This is a genomic window from Prosthecobacter gellanilyticus (assembly GCF_007992435.1).
GTDB classification, from domain to species: domain Bacteria; phylum Verrucomicrobiota; class Verrucomicrobiia; order Verrucomicrobiales; family Verrucomicrobiaceae; genus Prosthecobacter; species Prosthecobacter gellanilyticus.
In genome coordinates, this window is record NZ_BKAG01000009.1 from 95,466 (window position 1) to 118,241 (window position 22,776).

Below are 22,776 nucleotides of genomic sequence, written 5' to 3' on the forward strand. Positions count from 1 at the left end.
GAAGATTGGACGTCAAAATTCTCGCAGGGCCCGGTCACAAGTCGAGATCATTGGCCTTGGCCTTCTTTTTGGGCTTCGGCTTCGCGCTGTCTGGATGCAGGCCCGCCATGCGTGGCGTGATGGGGCGCACGGCCTTCCAATTGATGGCAGCAGGATGAACTGCGGTGAGCTTCTCGATGGCCTGCCAGTTCGCCTTTACCTGTGCGGCAATGCTTTCATCCTTCTTCTGCCAGTAGCGATCCATGAGGGTAATGGTCTCCACCATCATGCGCGTGTAGGTGAGGCCGGTCTGAATGAAGGCGACGCGTCTGGCATAGATGGAATCTGCTGGCGCGGCTGCTGCGGCGCGATCAAGCCTGGACTGGGCAGCGCTCAAGACGTCGGCGGTGTAGAGTTTCGGAAACTCGAACACTTCCGGCTCAAGGTTCTTCGCCGTGAAGGCCATGCGTTCTCTTTCGAGTGCTTCAAAATACTCGCGCACGGAATCTGCGGCGGGGCCGAATGCGCGCTGGTAGTAGTCCTTCAGGATCACATCCGCATCAGCCCCCGGATTCCAGACGAGCTGTGCCATCACATAATAAAGCGGTCCCTGAGTGGCCCAATGCTCCCACACACCATCAATGTAGATGCCCTCGCAGTGGGCGGCAGCCACATCTTTCAAGTCACGCACGGTTTGCGCGATGTGAATATCTGGCAGTCCCTGCTGCCAGCCTGCCGGGCTGCCGGTATTGGGCCGCCAGAGCATGGCTGGCACGATGCCTGACCAAGCCTCAAACTGCTGGCGATAAGTGTCCCCACGTGTCGAGCCACGATCCACCAGACCAGCGCGACCGAAAAAGTTGGCGACGATGGACATGATCACATTGTCCGCAGGCCGTGCCTTGACTGGTGCGGGACGCGAATGCCCGTAGCTGAGCATTAGCACGCGGTAATCTTTACCTGGATACTTTTGTTTTAGAAGCTCGCCGAGCTTGTTGGCAAAGGTCAAATCACGATCACTGGTGGCGGGACGCTTTTCGTTGTGCTTAAACCAATTGAACACACGTGACTCGCCATCCGGATGATCCCAGGCTGAGCAGTTGGCGCAGACGCAATGGCCGCTGGACCAACTGTCGTTGGGTGAGGCATTGAAGATCGTGAGGTGTGGATCGCTTTTGAGATCCTCTGCCACGCTCTCCAGCCATAGCTCCCATACCTTGGGATTACTCATGCAGAGCTTCGCCGTGCGTGGTGTCGGGAAGCCGCTGCGCGTGCCGTCTGGCTGCAGCGCGAAGATCTCGGGATGCTTGTCATGATACTTGTCCCACCAGTCAGCAAAGCCATGACCACCTTCGATTGCGAAGGAGTCGAGTTGCAGACGCTGGAGCATCGTCCATTCGTGGGATGCGCCATAGCCTCGATTGCCAAGGCTTGAAAAATTAAACACGCCACCGCGAGAGCGGATCTGCGGGTGATGACGATGCTCCAGAGGTGTGCTGATCACGATGCGCTCGTTCTTCGGCACATCTTCGCCGAGCTCGCCAGGCCAAAACCAGCGCACACCGAGCTGATCTTGAAGAAATGTATACACGGCATTGATGGTGCCGTACTCCTGCTGCTTGCCTTTGATCACTCCTTCGCGAGTCTCGATGTCCAGTTTGGTCGGATCCCAGCGGTCACGACCGGCGATGACCACATGTTTTTCATTGGCCGTGATCAGTATCTCCTCAGGATGCTTGAACTCAAAGTCCGTATTGGGAAATAGAGGTTTGATGGCGGGTTGAAAGCCAATCCAGATGGCTCTCTCTGGAAGAGGTGAGGGCTCGCCTTCCTGGACGGCTGGCTTCTGACCACTGATCTTGTTGATGTAACCTGCCAGCACGTTCGCGACCTCGCGTGTTCGTGGTGGAGCATCCTTGAAGACGATGATGGGGGGCGGTGCCACCTCCTTGGAAACGAGCACGAATTCAGCGGCATGAAGCTGAGCAGCAAAGATCACCAGCAGCAGGGGGAGGCAGCTTTTCATAGGGTTGGTCCGAGCGAAACGATACAGAACAAAAATCTTATCTGCTTTGTTCAACGACCTCATTCAAAGCCACTCAATGACTGTGGCGGAGAACCTGACCTTGGCTGACGAGCTTGGTCTGCAATTCATCAACAGGCACTTTGCGCGGCTCGACTTTGTTTTGAATGGCCAGATGAGCCGCGACTCCTGCCGCTTGTCCCAGAGCCATCCAGGTTGGCTCCATGCGGATGCTGGAGAAGGCCACATGCGTGGTGCTGGCGGCGACGGGAACAATGAGGCCATCGATCTTCTCCGGGATCATGATGCGATACGGGATCTCGTAGGGACGTGTGATGTAGTCGAGCATGCCGAGATAGCCTTCCAGCACGATGGTGTCGGTGGGCTGGCGCTTGCGGGCAGGGAAGCTGTCGATGGGGAACTCGCCGACGGCGATGCTGTCCTCATGATGCTTCGGCTCCTGGCCTTTACCGGTGATGTCGTGCTCGGTGAGTGTGTATTCGCCGATGAGTCGGCGGCCTTCGCGCACATAGAGCTGCCAGGGAAAGTGAGCGTTGTCCGTGAACTCATCATTGGGCAGGTGCATCTCGTTCGCGAGCGCGCGATGCGCTTCCGGCACTTCGGGATCGTTTTGCAGGAACCAGAGCAAACCCAGCACGAGGCTGCGATGACGCTGGCGGATGCGCTCTCGCGTGGCTTCATCACCTTCGATGTAGCCGCGGTTCTCCTCACAGAAGGGGAAGGCCAGGGGACGGGGATTGATGTTCACGTCACACTTATTGTTGGGTATGTCCGCGACTGACAAAGCGCGCACCAGTGTGTCGAAATGCTTGGGATTGTAGCCACGACCGGCCTTGAAGACTCTCGGTCCCGCAAGACGGCCTGCTTTGAGATCATCAAAGTAACCGAGGTAGTCTTTGCGGTCATAACCTGCTGGCGGCTCGGTCATGCGCGCGGAGTTGGCGGCATCTTTGGTCAGGCAGAGACGATAGGTGTAGGCGGGCAGGCGGTCATCGGCCTCGCCAGTGCTGCCAGGAAGAAACTCATGAGCTTGGTAGTCGAAGTAAACGACACCGCCATGCGGCTCATCGAACTCCTGTTTTGATTCACGACCCAGGCGATACTTGGCGCCAGCAGCGGCATAAAGATCACCTTCATAGGTGGCATCCATGAAGACTCTGGCTTCGAGTTGTTTTTCGGTTCCGTCTTTGCGATTTACGATGGTGATGCCACGCAGCTTGTTCTCATGGACTTGTGCTGATTTGAGCAGCCAGCCCTTCATGACATTGATCTTGGGCTCCTTGGCGATCATCGCCTCAAAGACCTTCTCCGCGACATGTGGCTCAGCATAGTAGCCGTCCTGGCAGAGCTTCGTGTTCTCATGCTCGGCACCGTAGGTCTTCACGTAGTGCCCCAGGACACCTGCGACGAAATCTTTGAAGATGCCACCGATCATGGCGCGGTTCTCGATGTCACTTTTGCCGAGGCCGCTCGTGGTCATGCCACCGAGGTGCTGATGATGCTCCACCAGCGTGACCTCGTGCCCGAGGCGTGCTGCGGAAATCGCTGCCGCGATGCCTCCTGGCGTGCCGCCATAGATGACAACATCCTGAGCGGATGATCGGCCGACCATGAGAACAAGGATGGTGAAAAGAGAGACGATCGTTCGCATCACTTTAGAGATAGAGAAGCCGCGAAGGAACGGTCCTTCGCGGCTCGCAATGATACACGGGTGGTTAGGCAAGCTTGTAGCAATCTGCCCACTCGGCGCGTGGAGCAGGGCCGGAGAGACGAGCATTGGCTTCCTCGTTGCCGATGAAGCGCTTGGTGGCAGGATCGAACTTCAGATCGACATTCAGATACTCGGCGATGGTGCCCAGGTTCAGCACTTGAGTGAGCAGGCCGGAGACACTGAAAGGTGATTCGGTGGTGCCATTCCCCAGGCAGGCCTGGATGAAGCTTTCGTAGTGGCTGTACTTCGGCGGATGGAGAGCCATGGTGTCCTTGTTCTCTACCATCTTGGCTCGCGGATAGATCTGTGAATGACGGTCGTGCGAGCCGCGCTGGACGAGGTAGTCACCCTGCTTGCGATGCAGGAGGGAGCCGGTGTTGCCGGGATTCGGGATGAAGACTTTGCCGTCCGCACCGGGGTCGCCGAACTTTTCCGGGATCTCGATCTTGGTATCGCCACCGGCTTTCCAGTGCAGTTCCACGGCGGGCATCTTTTCGCCGCGCTCAGGGAACTCGAAACGGATGTCGGAGTACAGCGGATAGGCGATCTGATTGTAGTCTCCGAGCGCGAGAGGCGTGATGCGAGTGGGCAGGCCGAGCTTCAGATGATGATGGGCGAAATCGATGATGTGCGCGCCCCAGTCGCCAAACATGCCGCCGCCATACAGATGGAAGCCGCGCCAGTTGAAGGGGTGGTACATTTTGCTGAAGGGTTTTACTTCTTGCGGGCCGCACCAGAGGTCCCAGTTGAGCGATTGGGGCTTCGGTTCTTCGGTCGGATAGCCTTTCACCTTGGCGCGCTCCTCCGCGTTCATGAACCAGAGGGAAGGGGACTTCCACGCATCGATCTTCACAATGTCATCCACGAGGCCTGCGGCGAGCATCTGCTTAAACTGCTCGGCTCCAGCGGAGGTGTGGCCTTGATTGCCCATCTGAGTGACCACCTTGAATTTCTTCTCGGCGCGCATGAGGATCTCCGCCTCTTCAAAGGTGTGCGTCAGAGGCTTCTCCACATACACATGCTTGCCCAGGGCCATGGCGCTGATGGCGGCGGTGAAGTGGGTGTGGTCGGGGGTGACCACGCTGACGGCATCGATGTCCTTGCCCATCTTGTCCAGCATCTCGCGGAAGTCGCCGAAGCGCTTCACGTCGGGGAAGGCGCCCAGGTTTTTCTCGATGCCTTTGCCCATGGCAAAGTCCACATCTGTGAAGGCCACTGGCACCGCGAAACCTGCTGCGGTGAGTCCAGGAATCACACTGCCGGCACGGCCACCGATGCCGACGCAGCCGAGATTGATGCGGCGGCTTGGTGGCAGCTTGGGATTGTCCGCCGCGCGTGCGCTGGTGAGATAGGCGGGGATGAAATTAAAGCCGAGGCCTGCGGCGACGGATTGCTTGACGAAACGGCGACGGGATGAGCTTGGGGCTGCTTCAGGGGTTTTCATGGTTCAGTGAGAAAGAGGAAAAGAGAATCAGGGTAGGTTTCTGGCAGAAAAAACGCCAGAAGATAAGGCGGGCGCCAAGGATCAAGACTTTGGTCTCGCGCTCCAGAGGGTGAGATTGCGGAACTGTGCGCCTTCGGCCTTCGCGACCATGCCGACACGGCCTTTGCGATCCTTGAAACGCTCGTGGGTGGCTTCGAGCACGTGGTCGTCAATGCGGGCCATGAACTTGTCACCGCAGACTTCGAGGATGATGCAGTGCCAGGTGTTGGGATCGAGCTTCACCTCGATCTTCTTCAGTTCCTCGCGCCTTGTCTCCTTGGCGATGCCGCTCATCTTTTGAATCCAGATGGCGGTGGGCGTGATGACCACGCGACCCTGGTGATGGTTAGGCTGGTGATTGTCACGGAAGACGAAACCAATCTGTGGTGAGGCGCCAAGCTTGAACTCGCCGGTGAGGACAAGGTCGCCGAGATCCACCAGATGCTCACAGACGGCTTCATGACCATTGGGACGTTTCTCGCTCGGGGCTTCTTGAAGGGCATAGGCAGCACCACCCTTGATGCTCCAGGTGCCAATGCCTGCGCGCCACCCGTCTGTGCCGGGTTGCTTTTCTTTGGCGAAGGATTCTGGGCGGTCGAACTTCTCGACGGCGATCAGCTGATCTGGCTGGCAGATCAGGGTGGCTGGAGGTGCAGGCGTGTCTGCGAATGCCGGGATAATTTGAGCAAGAATCGCGATCAGGAGAGGTGTGATTTTCATTCGTGTTCAGGTTGGGGACAAATCTCACGGAGTGAGCATCTGATGGCGGCGTGCTTTCCAGTAAGCGGCAAGGTGGTAGATGATGCCGCAACTGGAGTTATGCTGGTAATCGAAGTGGGCGATGAGGTCTTTCAACGCTGTCTGCTCTTCACTCGAGAGAGTGCCGGCCTCGCCCATGAGCAGGATGAGGCTGGACTCACCGGCCTCGCGTGTGAGATGCCAGATTTCGCGATAAGGTCCCCACTGTGGATTGGGGTAACCTTTTTGGTTCTTCCACACCGGGACTTTCCGCCAGTCGGGGCCGAGCATCAGCATCTCTTCAGGAGTCTTCTTGGCCAGGCTTGAGAGCACGCTCTTGAAGCGCTTGGCGGCCAGTTGACGCACATACTTCATGCGTTCGAGGATAGTGGCCTTCAATGCAGCATCAGGTTCTAAGGCATGCAGCACTTCCAATGAGCACTGCATCTGCAAGAGGGCATAGGCGGGCTTTTGCTCGCCGGGGTTGGCGGATTGGGCGATGGCATCAGCGGCATACTTTCTCCACTGCTCGCGGTAGCGTTCGTTGCGGGTCACGTCCCAGGCTGCGGCGTAGATCATGGGGAGTCGCGCGGCTTCGTGGGGCTGCACGTTCCACATGCGGCAGATGCCGAGCGGGCAGCGCTGGCCATCGGCGCGGCAGAAGTCATAGTCGTTCTCTGGTGTGACGAACTCGATCATGCGCTCGGCCACATCGGCGAGGACGCTTTGGATCTGCTTCTTCGCGGCCTCATCGGGCAGCGGGCTGTGATAGTATTGCCAGAGGCCGTGGGCGAGGTGTGTGACCTGATCTCGGGATGAGTTGATATAAGTGCTCCTGGCATCTTCTGGGCACACATTGCGGGCCACAAAGCCGCGCACGCCGTGGACGGTCACGCATCGCTGCAAGCCCTGGAACACAGCAGCGGCTTTCTCGCGCAGTGATTCGTCTTTCGTGACTGCGAAGCGATCACAGAGAAGGCTTAGCATGGCACCACCGAGGATGGCGCCGTCTTCCATTCCGGTGCTGTAGCCACAGGGATTGGGATACTGGCGCTTCACCTCTTCGGCGGTGGGCAGATGAGACTGCTCCTTGCCCTTTTCATAGCTGCTGAGGTAGTCGCCAAAGGTCTGGACCTTGGGAAGATAGAAACGGTTCCAGGTGACATTCCAGGCTTGCTCGATGTTCGTGGATGCATCGTCGGCCCTTGAAGCAGAACCGATGAGGGCTGCTGCGAGGATGAGAAGGATGAGTTGAGGCTTCATGCAGATGAATGATGGAGCCTCGATTGCCCATGGAAGCTACTTGAGCAAGGGCGCGGAAGGCATCTGTGTGGCATCTACATCGCTCAGCTTCACCTTCAGCACCTCGACGGACTGCTTGCCACCGGCAAAGGCGATGTAGAGGGAGCCTTCGTGCTCGATGACGTGCGGGTAGTCGATGTGACGGTCGCCGACCAGGTAGAGCATCTTGGTGAAGACGAGGCCATCGGGACTGACGGAAAGGGTGAGGGGATCGCGCTTCTTCGGGTTGGGGTTGGAGACAAGCACGTAGCGGCCATCACTGAGATGCAGGCCGCTGATCTTGGAGGTCGCGTCAGGGAAGTTGGTCTTCACGGGCTTGCTCCAGGTGCGGCCATCATCGGTGGAGAAGGCGCGATAAAGGAAACCGCTGCGGCGGTTGTCGCGGAAGACGGCGGCGAGGTTGTTGTCTGGCAGGATCCACCAATCAGGCTCCTCGGCTTTCAGTTCGGAAGCGGTGCCGAGCACGGGGAAGGACTGCCAATCATCAAGTGACTTCACACCGCCAACGATGAAGTGCACGCCGGTGTCCTTGTAGTCATGCATGCGGCGGGACATCATCCAGTTGCCGGTGCGCAGCTTGAGGGGAGGGAAGTTGTTGATGGCGTTTTTATACACCACGCCTGCGTCTTCCCAGGTGTTGTCTTTGGTTAGGCGGAAGGCGCGAAGTTCGAGGCTCTTTCCGAAGAAGCCGGCGGCTTCGTCCAGAGAAGCGAGGGCCAGAAGCTCGCCCTCGCGCTTCCAGAAGCCGCGCGAGATGTAGCGCATGCCGTTGTCCTTGCGAGTACCGTAGTAGGGCGATTCGGGGCCTGAGTTCGGTGGAATGGGGGTGAGATACTTGGACTCGCTCCACTTCAGGCCATCGGGGCTGGTGGCATACTTCACTCGCTGGCCCACGCGATCCTCGATGCCGGGGCCATCACTCCACATGGCCCAGAACTGGCCGTTGTGATGCACGAGGTAGTTGTGCTGGTTCACGCCGCCGCCCTTTTTGTTGAGCTTGTCGGTCGGGCTGCCTTTGGCACGCACATCATTGACCACAGCGTGCTCGCTTGGCACGCGGGGAAGCTTGGTGAAGTCGAGTTGATGCGGATCTGATGGCAGCCATGCTCCGGAGAGCATGACTGGTGATTCTGCATCTGGCGCTGCCTGGCAGGCCGTGGTGACGAGCAAAAGCAGCGCGAGGAATCTCATGGGATTACTTGAGGGATTCGACTTTGATCGTGTGCTTCACTGGCACGAGCTTGGCGTGGGCATCCACATCCAGCTTCTCCTGCTTGGCCATCATCTTCTGCTTCAGCGTGTTCAGTGCGGTGGCGAACTCAGGGTCATCCTTTGCATCATTGGCGAAGTTACGGAAGTTGGTGATCATGGCTTTGATCATTGGGGTCTCGTAGGCCTGCTTGGCACTCACGGCGGTCGCGAGTTTGATGAAGGGTGCATCAAATGGAGACTTGGTGAACTCGGCGGCGAGGTTGATGCCGGTGGTGAGTTGCTCCTTGGTGAACTCTTTTGTTTCAGTGCCCCAAGTCACTTTGGCTTTGGCAGCTTCGAGGTTCTTCACGCGCAGGGTGTAGCGGTTCAGCTCTTCATTGAATTTGCAGAACTCGGTGATCTTGCGGGTTTCTGGCTCGAGATAGAAGGGCCACTTGCTGCTTTCGATCTCAGCGGTGCCTTTGCTGCCGCTGACGGTGTGGCCTTCACTGCCTGTGCTGGCGCCGGTCATGTCGACGGTGATTTCGCCGATGTTGCCATCGAGGCCTAGGCCTTTGAGGAAAGCGGCTGCCATGAGCAGATGGCCATTCGCACCGGGATGCACACCATCGCGACCGCCAACGTCGTAATCGGCACCGAGCTTGGCCTTGGCAGGGCCCATGGCGTTGATCATCTCGGCATGCACATCGGCAAAGGCCGTTTGAAACTCGGTGGCGAGCTTGCGGTCGACGTCGCGAAGGTGGGCGAGGTTGTCGTTGTACTGATCCGCTGTGGCGCTCTGCTTCACGAACCAGCGCGTGTCCACAGCACCGGGTGAGCCTGCCACGATGTTCTTCACGCCGACTTCCTTGAGCTTGGTCAGCACGAGGCGCATCCACTTCTCGTAGTTCGCGCCGATGCTGGGATCATAGGGCACATAGCGACCATCATTCATGCCGTAGCAGGTGGTGGCTACGGTGGGCTTGAAGACGTCGAGGTCGTTTTCAAGTCGCTGGCTGAATCCTTGTGCGGTCTCGCCGCTCCAGCCGAACTGGAAGCATTTGATGTCTTGGCGGCCGGTGCAGGCGAGCAGGTAGGTCTCGATGAAACGCGAGTACAGCTTCTGCTCCGTGATCGAGTCACCGATGATGGCGACGCGGGAATTCGGCGGAAGCTGTGTCTCGGCGAAGACAGGCAGCGAAAGCAGGAGGGAGGCGAAAAGATGGCGGAGATGCATGGTGGAGTGCCTTCTTACGTGGATGAAATCATCCCTCTATGTGAATTCGCTGCCCAGACTCTGATATCTCAGTTGTTACTGAGGCCAGGCGCCATCCACGAAGGGCTTGGTGGTGAGCTTGGTGGGATCGAGGACGACATGCTTCACTTTCTGGCGCAGCCAGGTGTAGGTGATGTGCACGAGGCCGTCTTTGGTCTGCATGATGGCTGGATAGCTGAACTCCTTCTTCGGCTCATTCTCAAAGACCAATGCGGCTTCCCAGGTCTTGCCATCCTTGCTGACGGCGAGGTTCAGCGGGCTGCGGCCTTTGGCGGTGTGATTGTAGATCAGCAGATGGCGGCCATCGGCGAGTGTCACAGCGTCCGTGCCGGAGTTGGGGTTCGGCAGGTTGGTGAGGGAGATTTCGCCCCAGGTTTTGCCGGCATCATCAGACGTGATCTGGAAGACCTTGCCCTGCTTGCTGCGGCCGACGGCTTCGAGTTTGTCACCACCGAGGAAGAGAACGCTCGGCTGGATGGCGCCAACCTTGATACCATCGTGTAGAAGCTCGGTGCGTGTCCATGTTTTGCCGAGATCAGAGGTGCGCTCGAAGTAGATGGCCCAGGCGCTGGGCTTGGTGTCTGTCTCATTGCTGGTTGGGCAAAGGATGTCGCCATTGGCAAGCTGCACGGGCTTGTTCTTGATGGGGCCGAAGATGCCTTTCGGCAGCTTCGTGGCGGCGGACCAGGTTTTGCCGCCATCGGTGCTGGTTTTGAGTTCGCCCCACCAGGTGCTGGGCGATGGACCCACCTTATAGAAGAGCATCAAGGGGGCATCTTTGGGCTGGAAGAGCACGGGGTTCCACGTTGGATGACGGGTGCCATCGGGTTGCACGCCATTCGCGGTTTCCACGCTTTCGGTCCACTTGCCATCGACGAGGCGTGAGACCCAGATGCAGACATCGGGGTGCTTTTCGTGCGTGCCACCAAACCATGCGGACACCATGCCGGTGGGTGTTTCGACAATGGTCGTCGCATGGATCTGCGGATAAGGGCCAGTATCGTAGATGTACTCGGTTTTAAGGATGGCAGGATCAGCAGCGAGCAATGGAGCTGCGGTGGCAAGAAGGCCGAACAAAAGGGATTTCATGGCTGGATGGGGGGAGAGGATTTTTAGGAGATCAAACCGAGATTCACGAGTCTTTCACGAATGATGCCACGCTCGGCATCACGGAAGCGATGGAAGGGCTCGGCCATGTGGTCTTCACAGATGCCGAGGATGGAGAGGGCGCACTTGATGCCTTTGATGATGGCGGACTTGTGTCGGCCGACGGTGTAGATGCTACCGGCGAGGCGCATGACTTCCGCGTGGAGTTCGCGGGTGCGCTGCAGGTCCTGCGTGGCGGCGGCTTGATACATCTTCACGTAGAGTTCGGGATGCAGGTTGGCTCCGCCATTGATGCCACCATGACCACCGAGAAGCACGGCTTCGGCGGTGAGTTCTTCCGGACCCACGAGCACGCTCCAGTCGGGGCGTTGCTTCGCCACTTCGATCAAGCGATGGAAGTAGATCATGTCACAGGAGCTGTCTTTCACGCCGCAGACACCGGGCATGTCGAGAGCGCGGCGGACGAGGTCGGTCTCGAAGCTTACTTTGGTGAGGCCGGGCATGTTGTAGAGGAAGAGCGGCAGCGGCATCTCGGTGACGAGATCCTGCACATACTCGAGCATCTCCGGCGGTGCGGCAGGGAAGTAGTAGGGCGGAGCGAGCACGACATGTGTGGCGCCAGCTTCCGCTGAGTAACGCGCGAGATTTACGCTTTCGGTGAAAGAGGTGTCGGTAATGCCGACAAGCACGGGCACGCGGCCCTTGGTGAGCTTGCAGGTATGCTCGATCAACTCGCGACGGAGGCGATAGCTGAGGCTGGGGCCTTCGCCGGTGGTGCCGAGAACAAAGAGGCCGGAGACACCGCCTTTGATGAGATGCTCGACGAGACGCTCGAGGCCTTCGCGATCAAGGGTGTCGCGGTCTTTGAGCGGAGTGATGAGTGGCGGGATGATGCCGCGGAGAGGTTCAGACATATAGAGCAGGTTTTTTTAACCACTAATGGACACTGATGGGCACTAGTGACCAAGCCTCAGAGTCTCTGACATAAGTGTCCATTAGTGAATATTAGTGGTAAGCAAGGGTTGAGATCAGGAGAGCTTCACGTCGCCGCAAAGGGAGACTTCGAGGCCGAGTTCGGCGAGGGCGGCGGCTTTGATGCGGGCGGCGCGGTGGGCTTGTTTTTCGTTCGGGCAGTAGACGACCTGGATGTGATTGGACTTGTGGCGGGCCATCATCTGGTCACGGGACACACCTTTCAGCACGGTGTGCATGATGGGCCACTGCGGGGTGGTTTCCTTCCAGCGGCGATCGGTCTCGGCGTCTGGAAGCTTCACGACTTCGGCGACGCCGACATCAGCGTGGAGCTTGCCATCCATGACGAAGACGCGGCTCCAGACGATGTGGCCGGGTTTGCTCACGCCCTTCATTGTGCCACCCCCGAGACGGAAGTACATGGCGGGCTGGCGCTCGCTGCTGGCGCCCTTCCAACCACCGATGAAGTGCGCAGGTGGTGCTGCACCGCTGATGAGGAGGACCCAGACGTAGTCGCCTTTGAAGGTCGCGCCCCAGCGGAGGTCGTGCAGGGTGTTTTCGGGAGCGAAGCCGAGTTCGCGCCAGAGGCGATAGGTCACGAGGCCGTCGAGGCCGGCGCATTCATCGACTTCATTGAAATGAGGGACGGCTTCGCCTTCAAAGAGCACGCGTTTGCCATCGGCACTGCGCACGGGCGGGCGGTCGACGTTGTTGAGCATGCCTTCGACGAGGTCGCTGGCAGGCGTGAGATCCTTGAGACCCTGCTGATACTGGATACCGATGGCGGCGCAGCCGAACTCATCCGCGATGCGCACGGCGGCGATGTACATTTTGCACTGCAGCAGCACCTGCGGCTCGGTGAGCTGTGTCGCTTCATCGGTGCCGAGATCGAGATGCAGGCCTTTGCGACGCAGCCAGGCGAGCACACCTGCGGCATCTTCATCACTGACCTCGCGCATGGCGGCGTAAAGTGTGGACTGGCTCAGGCGCTCTTTGAAACAGCCTGTGGGATGCAAAAGATGATCAGGCACGATGGCGTTGAACATGCCCATGCAGCCTTCATCGAAGACGCCGAGGATGGCTTTCTCATGACGGAAACGGCGGGCGAAATCGCGACCGGTTTGGTCATCATCGGCGGGCAGGCGCAGCAGGTTGAGGTCGCGGACATGGCTTTGATCATGTTTGACCGTGCCAGTTTGCAGCCACTCACGCAGACCGTTTTTGAAGAAGGCATCTGTGAAGTCCTCGCTCCAGAGTGTGGAGTAGTTTACGCCTGCTTTGGTGAGGGATGCATTGAGGTTCAACAGACCGACGAGGCCGGGCCACTGGCCGCTCCAGTTGGCCACGGTCAGGATCGGGCCGCGATGCGTGGTCAGTCCGGCCAGCACGTGATGCGAATACTGCCACACGGCTTCGGCGACGATGAGGGGCGCGTCGGGATCAATGCCACGAAAGACCTCAATGCCCATCTTCTGGGAGTCGATGAAGCCGTGCTTCTTCACGCGGTCATAAGGGTGGGCGCGCTTCAGCGTGGAACCTTCCGCCTTCAGCGCGACAGCGAGGCCGTCCTCCATGGCTTTTTGGGCAGCCCAGCAAGTTTGGTTGGCGGCGATGCGGAGGTCGCCACTGGCGACGAGGTGGATGGTCTTCATGGTCGGATGGATGAGCCTGATGTTAACGGAGGCTGGAGGGCTTTCTCAAAAAATGCCCCGCTCCCATCTTTGGCAGCCTCTTGACGATTCTTGACCTTTTGACGATGCTAGGGCGATGAAAATCTCCGACACGGCCGAATACTTCTCCAAGCAGGTGCTGCGCACGCGGAGGTTCTTTGTGGAGGAATCCCAGAAACAGCGGGCTGGTGCTGAGGCTGCGATGCTGGTGGCGGGGGGCTGCGAATGGTGCGCGCCGGACTTTGTGATTGATCGCCGGCAGTTCCCCTTTGTGGCGTTTGAGTTTGTGGCGCGTGGTGGCGGGCATGTGACGATGGCGGGACGCCGGCATGAGCTGAGCGCGGGGCATGCCTTCTTCTATGATCCGGCGACGCCGCATGTCATTCAGTCGGACAATGCCGAACCGATGGTGAAGTACTTTTTCAATCTCTCTGGCAACCGTGCCGCCGCACTGCTGGAAGATCTGGAACTGAAGGCGGGAACGCTGATTCGTGTGCTGGATGCGGGACGTGTCACAGCACTGCTAGAAGAGGTGATCGATCATGCGCTGCGTGGTGGCAAGACGGCGCTGCGTGTGGCCGGCGCGGCTTTGGAGCATGCACTGGCACTTTGCTCGGATTCGCGGCAGCATGCGGCCATGAAATTTGATCCGGCTTATGCGACGTATCTGAGGTGTCGAGGTCATTTACTGCGGAACTATCCAGTGCTGGGCAGCATCGAGCAGGCCGCGAAGCACTGTCATGTCTCGGCGGCTTACATGACCCGTCTATTTAAACGTTATGACACGGAGACGCCGCTGGCTTGTTTGACGCGGCTGAAGATGTCTCAGGCGATGATCAAGCTGCGCCAGCCGGAAGCGCAGGTGAAGGCGGTGGCGGCGGAGTTGGGTTATAAGAGCGCGGCGCATTTCTCCCGAGCTTTCAAGGCGTGGAGCGGGCGTTCGCCGGTGGCGGTGAGGTCGGAGTGAGGGGCGTGGGATTTATGATTTGGGAGAGAGATTTTGGGGACGGCCTACGGAACGCGCGGAAGACACGGAAAGGGGGACGGGAACTAGGGGCGGTGTGTTCGTGATTTATTGTTTGTTAGGTGAATCGGGGAGGATCAGGGGGCAACCCCATTGGAATGGGGTTGTACGATTGGCGCGGTGTCCAAAGGGTCCGCTTGGGTCACTTGGGGTTGGAGGGAGTTCGTGGAGGGTGGGGAGCCCATGTGGGCGCTTACCTTTATGAACTCATCTGATGGTCTTCTTGATGCTGAAACTGATGCTGCTGCTGCGGCTGATTTTAATGTCGGTGGAGGCAGGGGCGAGGGTGTTGTTCCAGGGGGCGAGGGCGGGGTTGGAAAAAGTAGGGCCTCGGGAAGATGGCGGGGTACGGTGAGTTTGAGTTAGGGACGAGCACAGCTCATCCCTACCGGGGTTTTGGGGGCGCTGCCGCGCCTGAGTGTTAGCGGTGTTGGTGTTCGAGGTGGATTGAGGGAATCCAGGTGAATCCAACCTGATCCAGGTTGTTTTGATCGGAGGATCCTTCACCAAGGCTACGGAGCTCAGGGCGATGGAGAGTCTTTCGCCAAGGTTTCGGACTGCGGGGTGGTGGTAAAGGTTTGGGACTGGGCAGCGTAGTAGTCCTGTCATGCTCCGTTCCATGATCCATCTGGGTGCGCTGTGGGCCTCCGCGAGTCTCTTCGCGGCGGAGCATTGGGCATTTCAGCCGTTGAAGAAGGTGCAGGGCAGCAGCATCGATGAGTTCATCCAGCGGAGGCTTGCCGAACAAGGTTTGAAACCATCACCTCGGGCGGATGCTCGCACTTTGGTTCGGCGCGCCACCATGGACCTCACGGGTTTGCCGCCTTCTGAGGGAATGACGGAGCTTTCGGATCAAGCCTATGCTCGGCTGGTGGATGAGTTGCTGGCATCTCCTCACTATGGTGAGCAGTGGTCGCGGCACTGGCTGGATGTGGCGCGCTATTCGGACACGAAGGGCTATGTCTATGCGCGAGAGGAAAAGCGCTGGGTGCATGCCTCGCCGTATCGCGACTGGGTGGTGGAGGCGCTGAATGATGACATGCCTTATGACCGCTTTCTGCGCCTACAGATCGCGGCGGATCAGATGGTGCCAGCTGGTTCGCCAGACTTGGCCGCGATGGGCTTTTTGACCCTGGGGCGGCGTTTCCTTGGTGTGACGCATGATATCATCGATGATCGCATTGATGTGGTCACACGCGGCACGCTGGGGCTTACGGTGGCCTGTGCGCGCTGCCATGATCACAAGTTCGATCCGATCCCGACGCGTGATTACTATGCACTTTATGGTGTGTTCCAAAGCTGCGCGGAGGCTGTCGTTCCTTGTGGCAAAGGCGAGAGCAGTCAGAAACTGGCCGAGTTGCAGAAGAAGAATCGAGACCTCATGACGAAGTCTCGTGAGGAGCGCATGGCGATGACGAGATCACAGGTGAAGGAGCATTTGGAAGCCCAGCTCCATCTGGAGCAGTATCCGGAGGAGGTCTTCAGCCAGATCCTGGATGCGGACGATCTGAACCCTGTGATCGTGCGGCGCTGGCAGGCCTGGCTGGCGGAAGATGCGAAGCGCGCGGAGCCTGTCTTTTCCGAATGGCATGCGCTGCGCGAGAGGGGAAGTGTGGAGGAGCTGAAGGCGTGTGCGGAGCGGTATGACAAGCTCTTCACGGAGATCGAGCAGCAGTGGCAGGCGCTGTTGAAGACTGAGCCGAAGGCAAGGTCGCTGCCGGATGCCCCGAAGGAGAGACTGCGTTTTGTGCTTTATGGCACTGACTCACCCTGCCATGTGCCGGACGAGCATATCTCCAACAATGAGATGTATTTCCCGACTGGCACCATTGTGGCGCTCTGGAAAGCTCAAGGCGATGTGGATCGTCATGTGATCAATAGCGCAGGCGGGACACCTCATGCGACGATCTTGGCTGATCGTGCGAAACCCAGCACTCCGCGAATCTTCACGCGCGGCAATCCGCTGACGAAGGGTGATGCTGTGCCGAGGCAGTTTCTGAGCCTCTTTGGCGACCAGAAGCCGTTCGCTCAAGGCAGTGGGCGGCTGGAGCTTGCGCAGGCCATTGCGGATCCGCTGAATCCACTGACGGCGAGGGTGATGGTGAACCGCCTCTGGCAGCATCACTTCGGGCGCGGTCTGGTGAGCACGCCGAGTGATTTCGGCAAGCAGGGCACGCCGCCCAGTCATCCGGCGTTGCTGGACTGGCTGGCGCAGCGCTTCGTCGATTCAGGCTGGAGCCTCAAGGCGATGCACCGGCTCATCATGCTCTCGCAAACCTATCAGCAGAGGAGTGATGGTGGGGTGGTGGACGGAGGCGCTGCGCAGGTGGATCCTGACAACGTCCTGCTGTGGCGGATGAACACGCATCGGCTGAGCTTTGAGGAAGCACGAGATGCCTGGCTGGCAGCCGCGGGGCAGCTGGATCTGAGCATGGGTGGAAACCCGCAGCCGCTGTTTTCAGCGAACAACAAGCGCCGGACGCTCTACACTCTGGTGGACCGGGAAAGTCTGCCTGCGGCGATGAGCACCTTTGATTTCGCGAATCCAGATCTTTCCATCCCGAAGCGCACCGAAACGACGGTGCCGCAGCAGGCACTGTTTGGGATGAACCACCCCTTCATTGTGCAGCAGGTCAGGGCGCTGCTGATTCGCCCGGAGATGAAGTCAGCGGATCCCTCTGCGCGCATCCGGCGGATCTATGAGATCCTTTTCCAACGCAGTCCGAGTGTGGATGAACTAGGTTCCGCGCTGAGCTTTGTGGGGGAGAGACAGCCGCCGGTCCTGGCGGAGGCGGATCATTCCAGGTCCTGGCAGTATGGCTACGGCGAGTGGGATGAAGCGGAGGGCCGGGTGAAGGAGTTCAAACGCCTGCCGCATTTCACGGGCAGTGCCTGGCAGGGGGAGGAAGCATGGCCTAACAAGGAGCTGGGCTGGGCGCAGATCACGGCTGCGGGAGGCCACCCGGGCAATGACCGCAAGCATGCGGTGGTGCGGCGCTGGATCGCGCCTGCGGACGGTGTCTATGCGGTGAAGTCCACCCTGCTGCATGAGCCGGCCTCGGGCGATGGCATCCGCTCTTTTATCAGTCATAGCGAGCAGGGAAGGCTGCACGCAGGCAAGCTGCATCAGGGTACGGCAGATCTGAACTTTGCCACCCTGGCTTTTCAGAAAGGGGAGACGCTGGACTTCATTGTCGATATTGGCGATGTGCTGAACAGCGATCAATTCCTCTGGTCCATGCGGATCCAGCAGGCGGCGACCATTGGCGCGGGTGGCGATGCCTCCGCCGAGGTCTGGGATGCTGAAAAGGATTTCTCTGCCCAGCCCAAGTCCCAGCTCGATGTCTGGGAGCAGTTCGTCCAGGTGCTGATGGTCGCGAACGAGTTCATGTTTGTGGACTGACGATCTCCGCAGCTTTCAGCGAACTCCCGAACGCAAAGAACCCGCTGTTTTCAGCGGGTTCTTGGTTTGAAGGTTTGTTGGAGTCCGAGTCAGGAAGCTCAGCGGCTGCCCTGCATCATGGATCCGTATTTGCCGGTTCCTTCCCATTTGGCGGGGCGGTTCCATGGCATGGTGCTATCAGCCACAGGCGGGGGAACACGCTCACGTCGTTTGGGTTCGTTCGATGCACAGGAAGTCATCGAGGAAGCGGCGGCGAGCAGAAAGAGCAGGGAAAAGACAGTGCGGGGGGCAATCATGGCTTTGGGCGATGGCTCCTGATACGCTTCCTCGTGGATCAATGATACAGGTTTTCCAGGATGACGCGGTCTCCTGGGGCGATGCTCATGCCGCTGGCGACGGTTTCCGGAAGGATGTTTGCCACCGTGCGATTGCCCTGAACGGAGATGATGCTGAGCTTGCCGACGGTGTGGGTGCCGCGGGTAACCAGCAGTTTGGTGGCTTCATTGATGCCACTGCTCTGACCGGCGTCGATCACCACAAAACCCCAGGCGTCATTCACGGCCACCACACGGGCGACGAGGCTGTTGCGATCAAAGGACTTTTTCCGGTCTTCGATCTTGCGGACGACTTCCTCATAATCCTTGCGAGCCTGGCCCATCTTCTCTTCCTCGGCCACGACGTCCTTCTTCTTCAGCTCGGCCTGGGCCTGGAGTTCAGCGGTGGACTTCTTCATGGAGTTGATTTCCTCCACCATGGTCTCAGGCTTCATGCCTTTCGGAAGCTTGTCGAGCTTCTGGCGCAGATCAGCGAGCTTCTTGTTGTTGGACTCCAGGAGATCCTGGTCACGCTTCAGGTCGTTTTCGATCTGGGCGAGTTTCAGCTTCTGGCTCTTCACCTTCTCACCTTCCACGTCCAGTTCACCCTGGACGGTGCCGATGTTGGTGACGACGCCATTCACGTCGTTCACGATCTTGTTGGCATCATCGAGAGCCTTTTTGACGTCGTTGTTAAGGGCGATGACGGACGTGCGCACGCGAGTGAACTCACGGCCATTCTGGTAGGCGAAGAAAGCGGAGACCAGGATGATGACAGCGCTGAGGATGAAAAGTACTTTAGTCATGGAGGGGAAGACAGAAATTTGAAGATCCGGAGGGCGTCAGGCGGTGATCAGGGCTTTGGGGCAGGGGCGAAAGGATCAGCCGTGTTAGGTTTTGCAGCCGTGCCAGGAGCCGGGGCCGGGGCGGCACCAAACGGATCAGCAGCAGGGGCGGCAGGAGCCGGAGCTGGCGCGGGGGCTGCGCCAAACGGATCAGCCGCAGGAGCGGCAGGGGCCGGGGCTGGCGCAGGAGCCGCGCCGAATGGATCACTCATGGCGGGAGCAGCAGGGGCGGCGGCTGGGGCAGCGCCGAATGGATCACTAGCAGCGGGAGCGGCAGGAGCAGCCGGGGCTGCGCCAGGAGCCGGAGCGGAACCACCTGTAGGAGCGGGTGGCGGCGGAGGCGTGGAGGCGGACTGGGTGGCGGCGGCGACGACGGTGTCACCTGCCTGGATGGCCTGACCAGAGGCGATGCTGCCAGGAACGACTTCAGCGACGGAACCAAACTGCTCGACGTTCTTGACCTTGAGTTTGGCGATGACGTTTTTGCCGCGCTTCACTTCGAGGTCGGCGTTGGCGAAAACACCACCGGTATTGCCCTTGTTGAGGATGGCGACATCCCACTCAGGGAAGTACTGGGAGACGCGAGCCGTGAACTCAGGAGCCACGATGCCGCGACGGCCACGAGTCTCGTCTTCACGAAGCTTGGCGGTCTGGGCGGTGAGGCTGGTGAAGGCTTCCTGGGCGGCGGCAAAGCGCTGGGCCTGATTGGCGACTGCGGATTCAGCCTCGGCCTGATCCTTTTTCAGCTTCTCGATCTGGGCGATGAGCTTCTCGATATCACCGGCGTCATCGATCTGTTTTTCCACCGCGGTGACCTGCTGCTGCACTTGGTCCAGGTTTCCCTTGATCACACCATGGGAGACCTCTTTTTCCTGCACCTGAGCGGCAAATTTCACCGTTTCGTCCTTCGCGGTCGCGAGGTCTTTCTGCACGGTTTCCAAGGCTGTTTTCTTGACCACAAGAGCTTCATCTCCCTCTTTCTTGCGTTCCTGGGAGGACTTCAGGTTGGCCTTGGCGCTGCTTTCACGATCACGCTCTGTGGCAAGGTCTTTCTGATTGGACCAGGCGAAATAGCAGGAGGCGCCGAGGCAGCCGGCGGCGAGAATAGAGAGGATCTTCCAGACCATGATTGTGTGAGTTAAATGGGAATTAGAGCGTTGTTCTACCGAATCCACGCTTTTTCGACAACACCAATTTTTGGCCCCTCGGAATATTCAATTCTGGGCTTTCTAACAGGGGTAACGCGCAGGGCTTGTTATGGGAGGGAGCGCAGGTCACGAAAGCGGCCTTTTTCCCAGTCTGAGGGGCAAGGATCAGGCGCAAGGAAAGCCAGGGAGGCGCCGTCCTGTGTCTTGCGCATTTTCCTGGAGCGTGGACTGTACGCCTCCCCCTCCCCGTCATGAACCCCCGCCTCATCCCCCTGATCCTCGTCGTTTTGGCCCTTGGCTATGGCAACTGGCACTTCCATTCGGACGCTGGCCGTCTCCGGCAGGAGATGGATCAGATGAAGGACTCCTACGAACTGGCCCTGCAGGCGAAGGATGAGGAAATGCAGCGTGCGCTGAACGCCCAAAACGACCAGCATCAAAAAGCCCTGCAATCCCTGAATGACGACCATGACAAAAAGCTGACCGACCTGCGCAGCGAGCAGCGCCAGCAGATGGCCAAGGCGTACAAGGAGTTCGAGAACATCTTCAGCGGCAACAAGCAGACGCTGGACTACATCACCGCCCTGGAAAACAAGGTGAAGGCCGGTCAGGCTCTCTCCAAGATTGAGCTGGAGAAGATGACCGTCATCGCCAGCGGCGTGGGTTTCCTGCAAAAACAGTATCAAAAGCCGCTCCAGGAGTTCACCGCCCTCCAGGACTACTTTGAGGAGGTGGCGAAGCGCCCGAATGACAAGCCCACCTCGCAATTCGGTTTCTTCAAACGCATCTTCAGCAAAAACTTCCGTGAGGCTGAGAAGGAGTACCTTCGTGAGGAAGGCGCCCGCCGTGCCTTTGAGGAGGCCCAGGTCAAATTTGACGCCGTGTACGCCTCCGCCCAGCAGTCCATGCGCGCGGTGAACCTGGACACCAATGCACTCCTCAAGAAGCTGGATGACCTGATCCAGGGCAAGCAGGATGCGAATGCTGAGGACCTCTCCTCCTACTTTAACAAGGCTCGCCAAGCCCTGCGCACTCATCAGGACATCCTGGACTTCGACCCAGAAGTGCCGCCGCAGGCTCCGAAGGTGAATCCTTGAACAGAACTCTGATTTAACCGCAGATAGCGCAGAGGGCACAGATGCCCGGAGTGATTGATCGGTATCAGTATCAATACTTCTCCGGATCCGCCTGCTTGGGTGAGATCTTCCAGATCACCAGGCCGGCCAGGATGGTGAAGAGGCCTGCCAGGGACTCGGACGGGTGTTCCTTCATCTGGTAGGCCATCATCCACATGCTGATGCCCAGGAACAGCAGCGGTGTCACCGGGTAGCCCCAGCAGCGCACGGGTCGTGGCATGTCTGGGTGTGTCTGGCGCAGGCGGATCAGGCCGAAGACCGTGAGGAAGGAGCACAGCTGGATGCTGAACTGCACGTAGCCCAGCACCTTTTCAAAGCTGGCCGTGAGCAGCAGCACGATGACGATGGCAAGCTGGGCCAGCAGGGCACGAAGGGGGACGCCGTTTGCCGTACGCTTCGCAAAGGGGGCCAGCAGGCGGATGTCCTGCCCGAGAACCATCGTCACCCGTGGGCCGACCCAGGTCATGGCGCTGATGCTGGACACCAGCCCCAGGCAGATGAGGCCGGACATGATGCTTCCGCCTGTGGTGCCGAAGATGTGATCCGCAGCCACATGCCCCACATCCACCTTGCCCGCCAGCTCGCTCATGGGAGCCACACGGAGGAAGATGGAGTTCAGCGCGATGTAGAGAAGACTAACAAAGAATGTGCCAATGGCCACGGCGAGCGGCACATTGCGCTGCGGCTGCCGCACCTCGTCCACGATGTAGGTGGCCGCGTTCCATCCGGCGTAGGAGTACATCACAAACACCAGGCTGATGGCAAAGGGCGGGCTGGTGATGAGCTTCCAGTCGCCTTGCTTCGGCAGGAACGACACTGGCTGCACCTCGCCGATCATCCATCCCGTGGCGATGAAGACCAAAATCAGCGCCACCTTCAGCCATGTCGCGGTGTTTTGAAACTTCGCCCCCACATTGATCCCGCGCGTGTGGACGAGTGTCACCAGAATCACCACGGTCATGGACACAGCCAGGGGCGGGACGCTGGTTGTGATGCCGCCGAAATACTTGCCCAGTGCCATTGCCGCGAGCGCGATGGGCGCCGCAAAACCCACGGTGGCGGAGAGCCATCCGGCGATGAAGCCCACGCAGGGATGGAAGGCGCGAGAGAGGAAGTGGTACTCACCACCTGAGCGTGGCATGGCAGCGGCCAGTTCACCATAGGCCAGGGCCCCGCAGAAGGCGCAGATGCCACCGACAGCCCACAGCGCCACGATGACAAAGCCTGAAGGCAGGTCACCGACCTGGAAACCCAGGCTGGTAAAGATGCCCGTGCCGATCATGTTCGCGATCACGATCGCCGTGGCTGTGATGAGCGAGATGCCTTGGGAGCGGTCGGGAGAGGCTGGTGAAGACACGGGAGTAGAAAACGTGGTTAAGCCTGGTTTACGCTGCCGGGGTCTCAAGGCGGGGCTCAGAGCTTTTCTTCATACA

17 protein-coding genes are annotated in these 22,776 nt (G+C 59.0%); 3 read left to right on the plus strand and 14 right to left on the minus strand.

The window, feature by feature from the left end; translation table 11 throughout:
- Nucleotides 1-34: 34 nt before the first annotated feature.
- The 10 genes from BGE01nite_RS08195 to BGE01nite_RS08240 form a co-directional block, all read right to left on the minus strand.
- Nucleotides 35-2,005, minus strand: coding sequence for a DUF4838 domain-containing protein (locus BGE01nite_RS08195; protein WP_170266674.1), 1,971 nt, complete (start codon nucleotides 2,003-2,005; stop codon nucleotides 35-37).
- 73 nt (nucleotides 2,006-2,078) lie between these two features.
- Nucleotides 2,079-3,674, minus strand: a complete 1,596-nt coding sequence (locus BGE01nite_RS08200) for an FAD-dependent oxidoreductase (protein WP_218032935.1) — start codon at nucleotides 3,672-3,674, stop codon at nucleotides 2,079-2,081.
- A 64-nt stretch (nucleotides 3,675-3,738) separates the two neighbouring features.
- Nucleotides 3,739-5,178, minus strand: a complete 1,440-nt coding sequence (locus BGE01nite_RS08205) for a Gfo/Idh/MocA family oxidoreductase (protein ID WP_146849955.1) — start codon at nucleotides 5,176-5,178, stop codon at nucleotides 3,739-3,741.
- Between the two features lie 81 nt (nucleotides 5,179-5,259).
- The gene (locus BGE01nite_RS08210; RefSeq protein WP_146849956.1) at nucleotides 5,260-5,937 is read right to left on the minus strand and encodes a hypothetical protein; all 678 of its coding nucleotides are present in this window, start codon (nucleotides 5,935-5,937) and stop codon (nucleotides 5,260-5,262) included.
- A gap of 24 nt (nucleotides 5,938-5,961) precedes the next feature.
- Nucleotides 5,962-7,218: a hypothetical protein gene (locus BGE01nite_RS08215; RefSeq protein WP_218032936.1), complete on the minus strand. Its 1,257-nt coding sequence runs from the start codon at nucleotides 7,216-7,218 to the stop codon at nucleotides 5,962-5,964.
- A gap of 36 nt (nucleotides 7,219-7,254) precedes the next feature.
- On the minus strand, nucleotides 7,255-8,448 hold the full coding sequence (locus BGE01nite_RS08220; RefSeq protein ID WP_146849957.1) for an exo-alpha-sialidase: 1,194 nt from the start codon (nucleotides 8,446-8,448) through the stop codon (nucleotides 7,255-7,257).
- Between the two features lie 4 nt (nucleotides 8,449-8,452).
- Entirely contained in the window at nucleotides 8,453-9,685 is a 1,233-nt protein-coding gene (locus BGE01nite_RS08225) for an SGNH/GDSL hydrolase family protein (RefSeq protein ID WP_146849958.1), read from the minus strand.
- A gap of 75 nt (nucleotides 9,686-9,760) precedes the next feature.
- Nucleotides 9,761-10,813, minus strand: coding sequence for a sialidase family protein (locus BGE01nite_RS08230; RefSeq protein WP_146849959.1), 1,053 nt, complete (start codon nucleotides 10,811-10,813; stop codon nucleotides 9,761-9,763).
- Between the two features lie 23 nt (nucleotides 10,814-10,836).
- A complete protein-coding gene (locus BGE01nite_RS08235) occupies nucleotides 10,837-11,745 on the minus strand; it encodes a dihydrodipicolinate synthase family protein (protein WP_146849960.1) in 909 nt (302 codons plus the stop codon).
- A 114-nt stretch (nucleotides 11,746-11,859) separates the two neighbouring features.
- Entirely contained in the window at nucleotides 11,860-13,455 is a 1,596-nt protein-coding gene (locus tag BGE01nite_RS08240; RefSeq protein ID WP_146849961.1) for a fucose isomerase, read from the minus strand.
- A 115-nt stretch (nucleotides 13,456-13,570) separates the two neighbouring features.
- On the opposite strand from BGE01nite_RS08240, the gene BGE01nite_RS08245 reads away from it, so the two are divergent.
- Complete coding sequence (locus BGE01nite_RS08245; protein WP_146849962.1) at nucleotides 13,571-14,440, plus strand: helix-turn-helix transcriptional regulator; 870 nt, start codon at nucleotides 13,571-13,573, stop codon at nucleotides 14,438-14,440.
- A gap of 664 nt (nucleotides 14,441-15,104) precedes the next feature.
- Nucleotides 15,105-17,900: a DUF1549 and DUF1553 domain-containing protein gene (locus tag BGE01nite_RS08250; protein WP_146849963.1), complete on the plus strand. Its 2,796-nt coding sequence runs from the start codon at nucleotides 15,105-15,107 to the stop codon at nucleotides 17,898-17,900.
- Between the two features lie 98 nt (nucleotides 17,901-17,998).
- On the opposite strand, the gene BGE01nite_RS08255 is transcribed toward BGE01nite_RS08250, so the two are convergent.
- Genes BGE01nite_RS08255 through BGE01nite_RS08265 form a run of 3 tightly spaced genes read right to left on the minus strand, consistent with a single transcriptional unit; the run spans nucleotide 17,999 to nucleotide 20,186 of the window.
- The gene (locus tag BGE01nite_RS08255; RefSeq protein WP_146849964.1) at nucleotides 17,999-18,196 is read right to left on the minus strand and encodes a hypothetical protein; all 198 of its coding nucleotides are present in this window, start codon (nucleotides 18,194-18,196) and stop codon (nucleotides 17,999-18,001) included.
- 38 nt (nucleotides 18,197-18,234) lie between these two features.
- Entirely contained in the window at nucleotides 18,235-19,020 is a 786-nt protein-coding gene (locus BGE01nite_RS08260) for a hypothetical protein (RefSeq protein ID WP_146849965.1), read from the minus strand.
- A 47-nt stretch (nucleotides 19,021-19,067) separates the two neighbouring features.
- On the minus strand, nucleotides 19,068-20,186 hold the full coding sequence (locus BGE01nite_RS08265) for a coiled-coil domain-containing protein (RefSeq protein WP_146849966.1): 1,119 nt from the start codon (nucleotides 20,184-20,186) through the stop codon (nucleotides 19,068-19,070).
- Nucleotides 20,187-20,458: 272 nt separating this feature from the next.
- Here BGE01nite_RS08265 and BGE01nite_RS08270 point away from each other — a divergent pair, with 272 nt between their 5' ends.
- Nucleotides 20,459-21,304, plus strand: coding sequence for a hypothetical protein (locus BGE01nite_RS08270; RefSeq protein ID WP_146849967.1), 846 nt, complete (start codon nucleotides 20,459-20,461; stop codon nucleotides 21,302-21,304).
- Between the two features lie 70 nt (nucleotides 21,305-21,374).
- Here BGE01nite_RS08270 and BGE01nite_RS08275 read toward each other — a convergent pair whose 3' ends face one another.
- Nucleotides 21,375-22,700 carry an APC family permease gene (locus BGE01nite_RS08275; protein WP_146849968.1) on the minus strand — a complete coding sequence of 442 codons (1,326 nt, stop codon included), beginning with the start codon at nucleotides 22,698-22,700 and terminating at the stop codon, nucleotides 21,375-21,377.
- Nucleotides 22,701-22,776: the final 76 nt, after the last annotated feature.

Bases quoted from the DNA above. Each gene is read 5' to 3' on its own strand.
- BGE01nite_RS08195 (WP_170266674.1), bottom strand. From the start codon at position 2,005: ATGAAAAGCTGCCTCCCCCTGCTGCTGGTGATCTTTGCTGCTCAGCTT.
- BGE01nite_RS08200 (WP_218032935.1), bottom strand. From the start codon at position 3,674: ATGCGAACGATCGTCTCTCTTTTCACCATCCTTGTTCTCATGGTCGGC.
- BGE01nite_RS08205 (WP_146849955.1), bottom strand. From the start codon at position 5,178: ATGAAAACCCCTGAAGCAGCCCCAAGCTCATCCCGTCGCCGTTTCGTC.
- BGE01nite_RS08210 (WP_146849956.1), bottom strand. From the start codon at position 5,937: ATGAAAATCACACCTCTCCTGATCGCGATTCTTGCTCAAATTATCCCG.
- BGE01nite_RS08215 (WP_218032936.1), bottom strand. From the start codon at position 7,218: ATGAAGCCTCAACTCATCCTTCTCATCCTCGCAGCAGCCCTCATCGGT.
- BGE01nite_RS08220 (WP_146849957.1), bottom strand. From the start codon at position 8,448: ATGAGATTCCTCGCGCTGCTTTTGCTCGTCACCACGGCCTGCCAGGCA.
- BGE01nite_RS08225 (WP_146849958.1), bottom strand. From the start codon at position 9,685: ATGCATCTCCGCCATCTTTTCGCCTCCCTCCTGCTTTCGCTGCCTGTC.
- BGE01nite_RS08230 (WP_146849959.1), bottom strand. From the start codon at position 10,813: ATGAAATCCCTTTTGTTCGGCCTTCTTGCCACCGCAGCTCCATTGCTC.
- BGE01nite_RS08235 (WP_146849960.1), bottom strand. From the start codon at position 11,745: ATGTCTGAACCTCTCCGCGGCATCATCCCGCCACTCATCACTCCGCTC.
- BGE01nite_RS08240 (WP_146849961.1), bottom strand. From the start codon at position 13,455: ATGAAGACCATCCACCTCGTCGCCAGTGGCGACCTCCGCATCGCCGCC.
- BGE01nite_RS08245 (WP_146849962.1), top strand. From the start codon at position 13,571: ATGAAAATCTCCGACACGGCCGAATACTTCTCCAAGCAGGTGCTGCGC.
- BGE01nite_RS08250 (WP_146849963.1), top strand. From the start codon at position 15,105: ATGCTCCGTTCCATGATCCATCTGGGTGCGCTGTGGGCCTCCGCGAGT.
- BGE01nite_RS08255 (WP_146849964.1), bottom strand. From the start codon at position 18,196: ATGATTGCCCCCCGCACTGTCTTTTCCCTGCTCTTTCTGCTCGCCGCC.
- BGE01nite_RS08260 (WP_146849965.1), bottom strand. From the start codon at position 19,020: ATGACTAAAGTACTTTTCATCCTCAGCGCTGTCATCATCCTGGTCTCC.
- BGE01nite_RS08265 (WP_146849966.1), bottom strand. From the start codon at position 20,186: ATGGTCTGGAAGATCCTCTCTATTCTCGCCGCCGGCTGCCTCGGCGCC.
- BGE01nite_RS08270 (WP_146849967.1), top strand. From the start codon at position 20,459: ATGAACCCCCGCCTCATCCCCCTGATCCTCGTCGTTTTGGCCCTTGGC.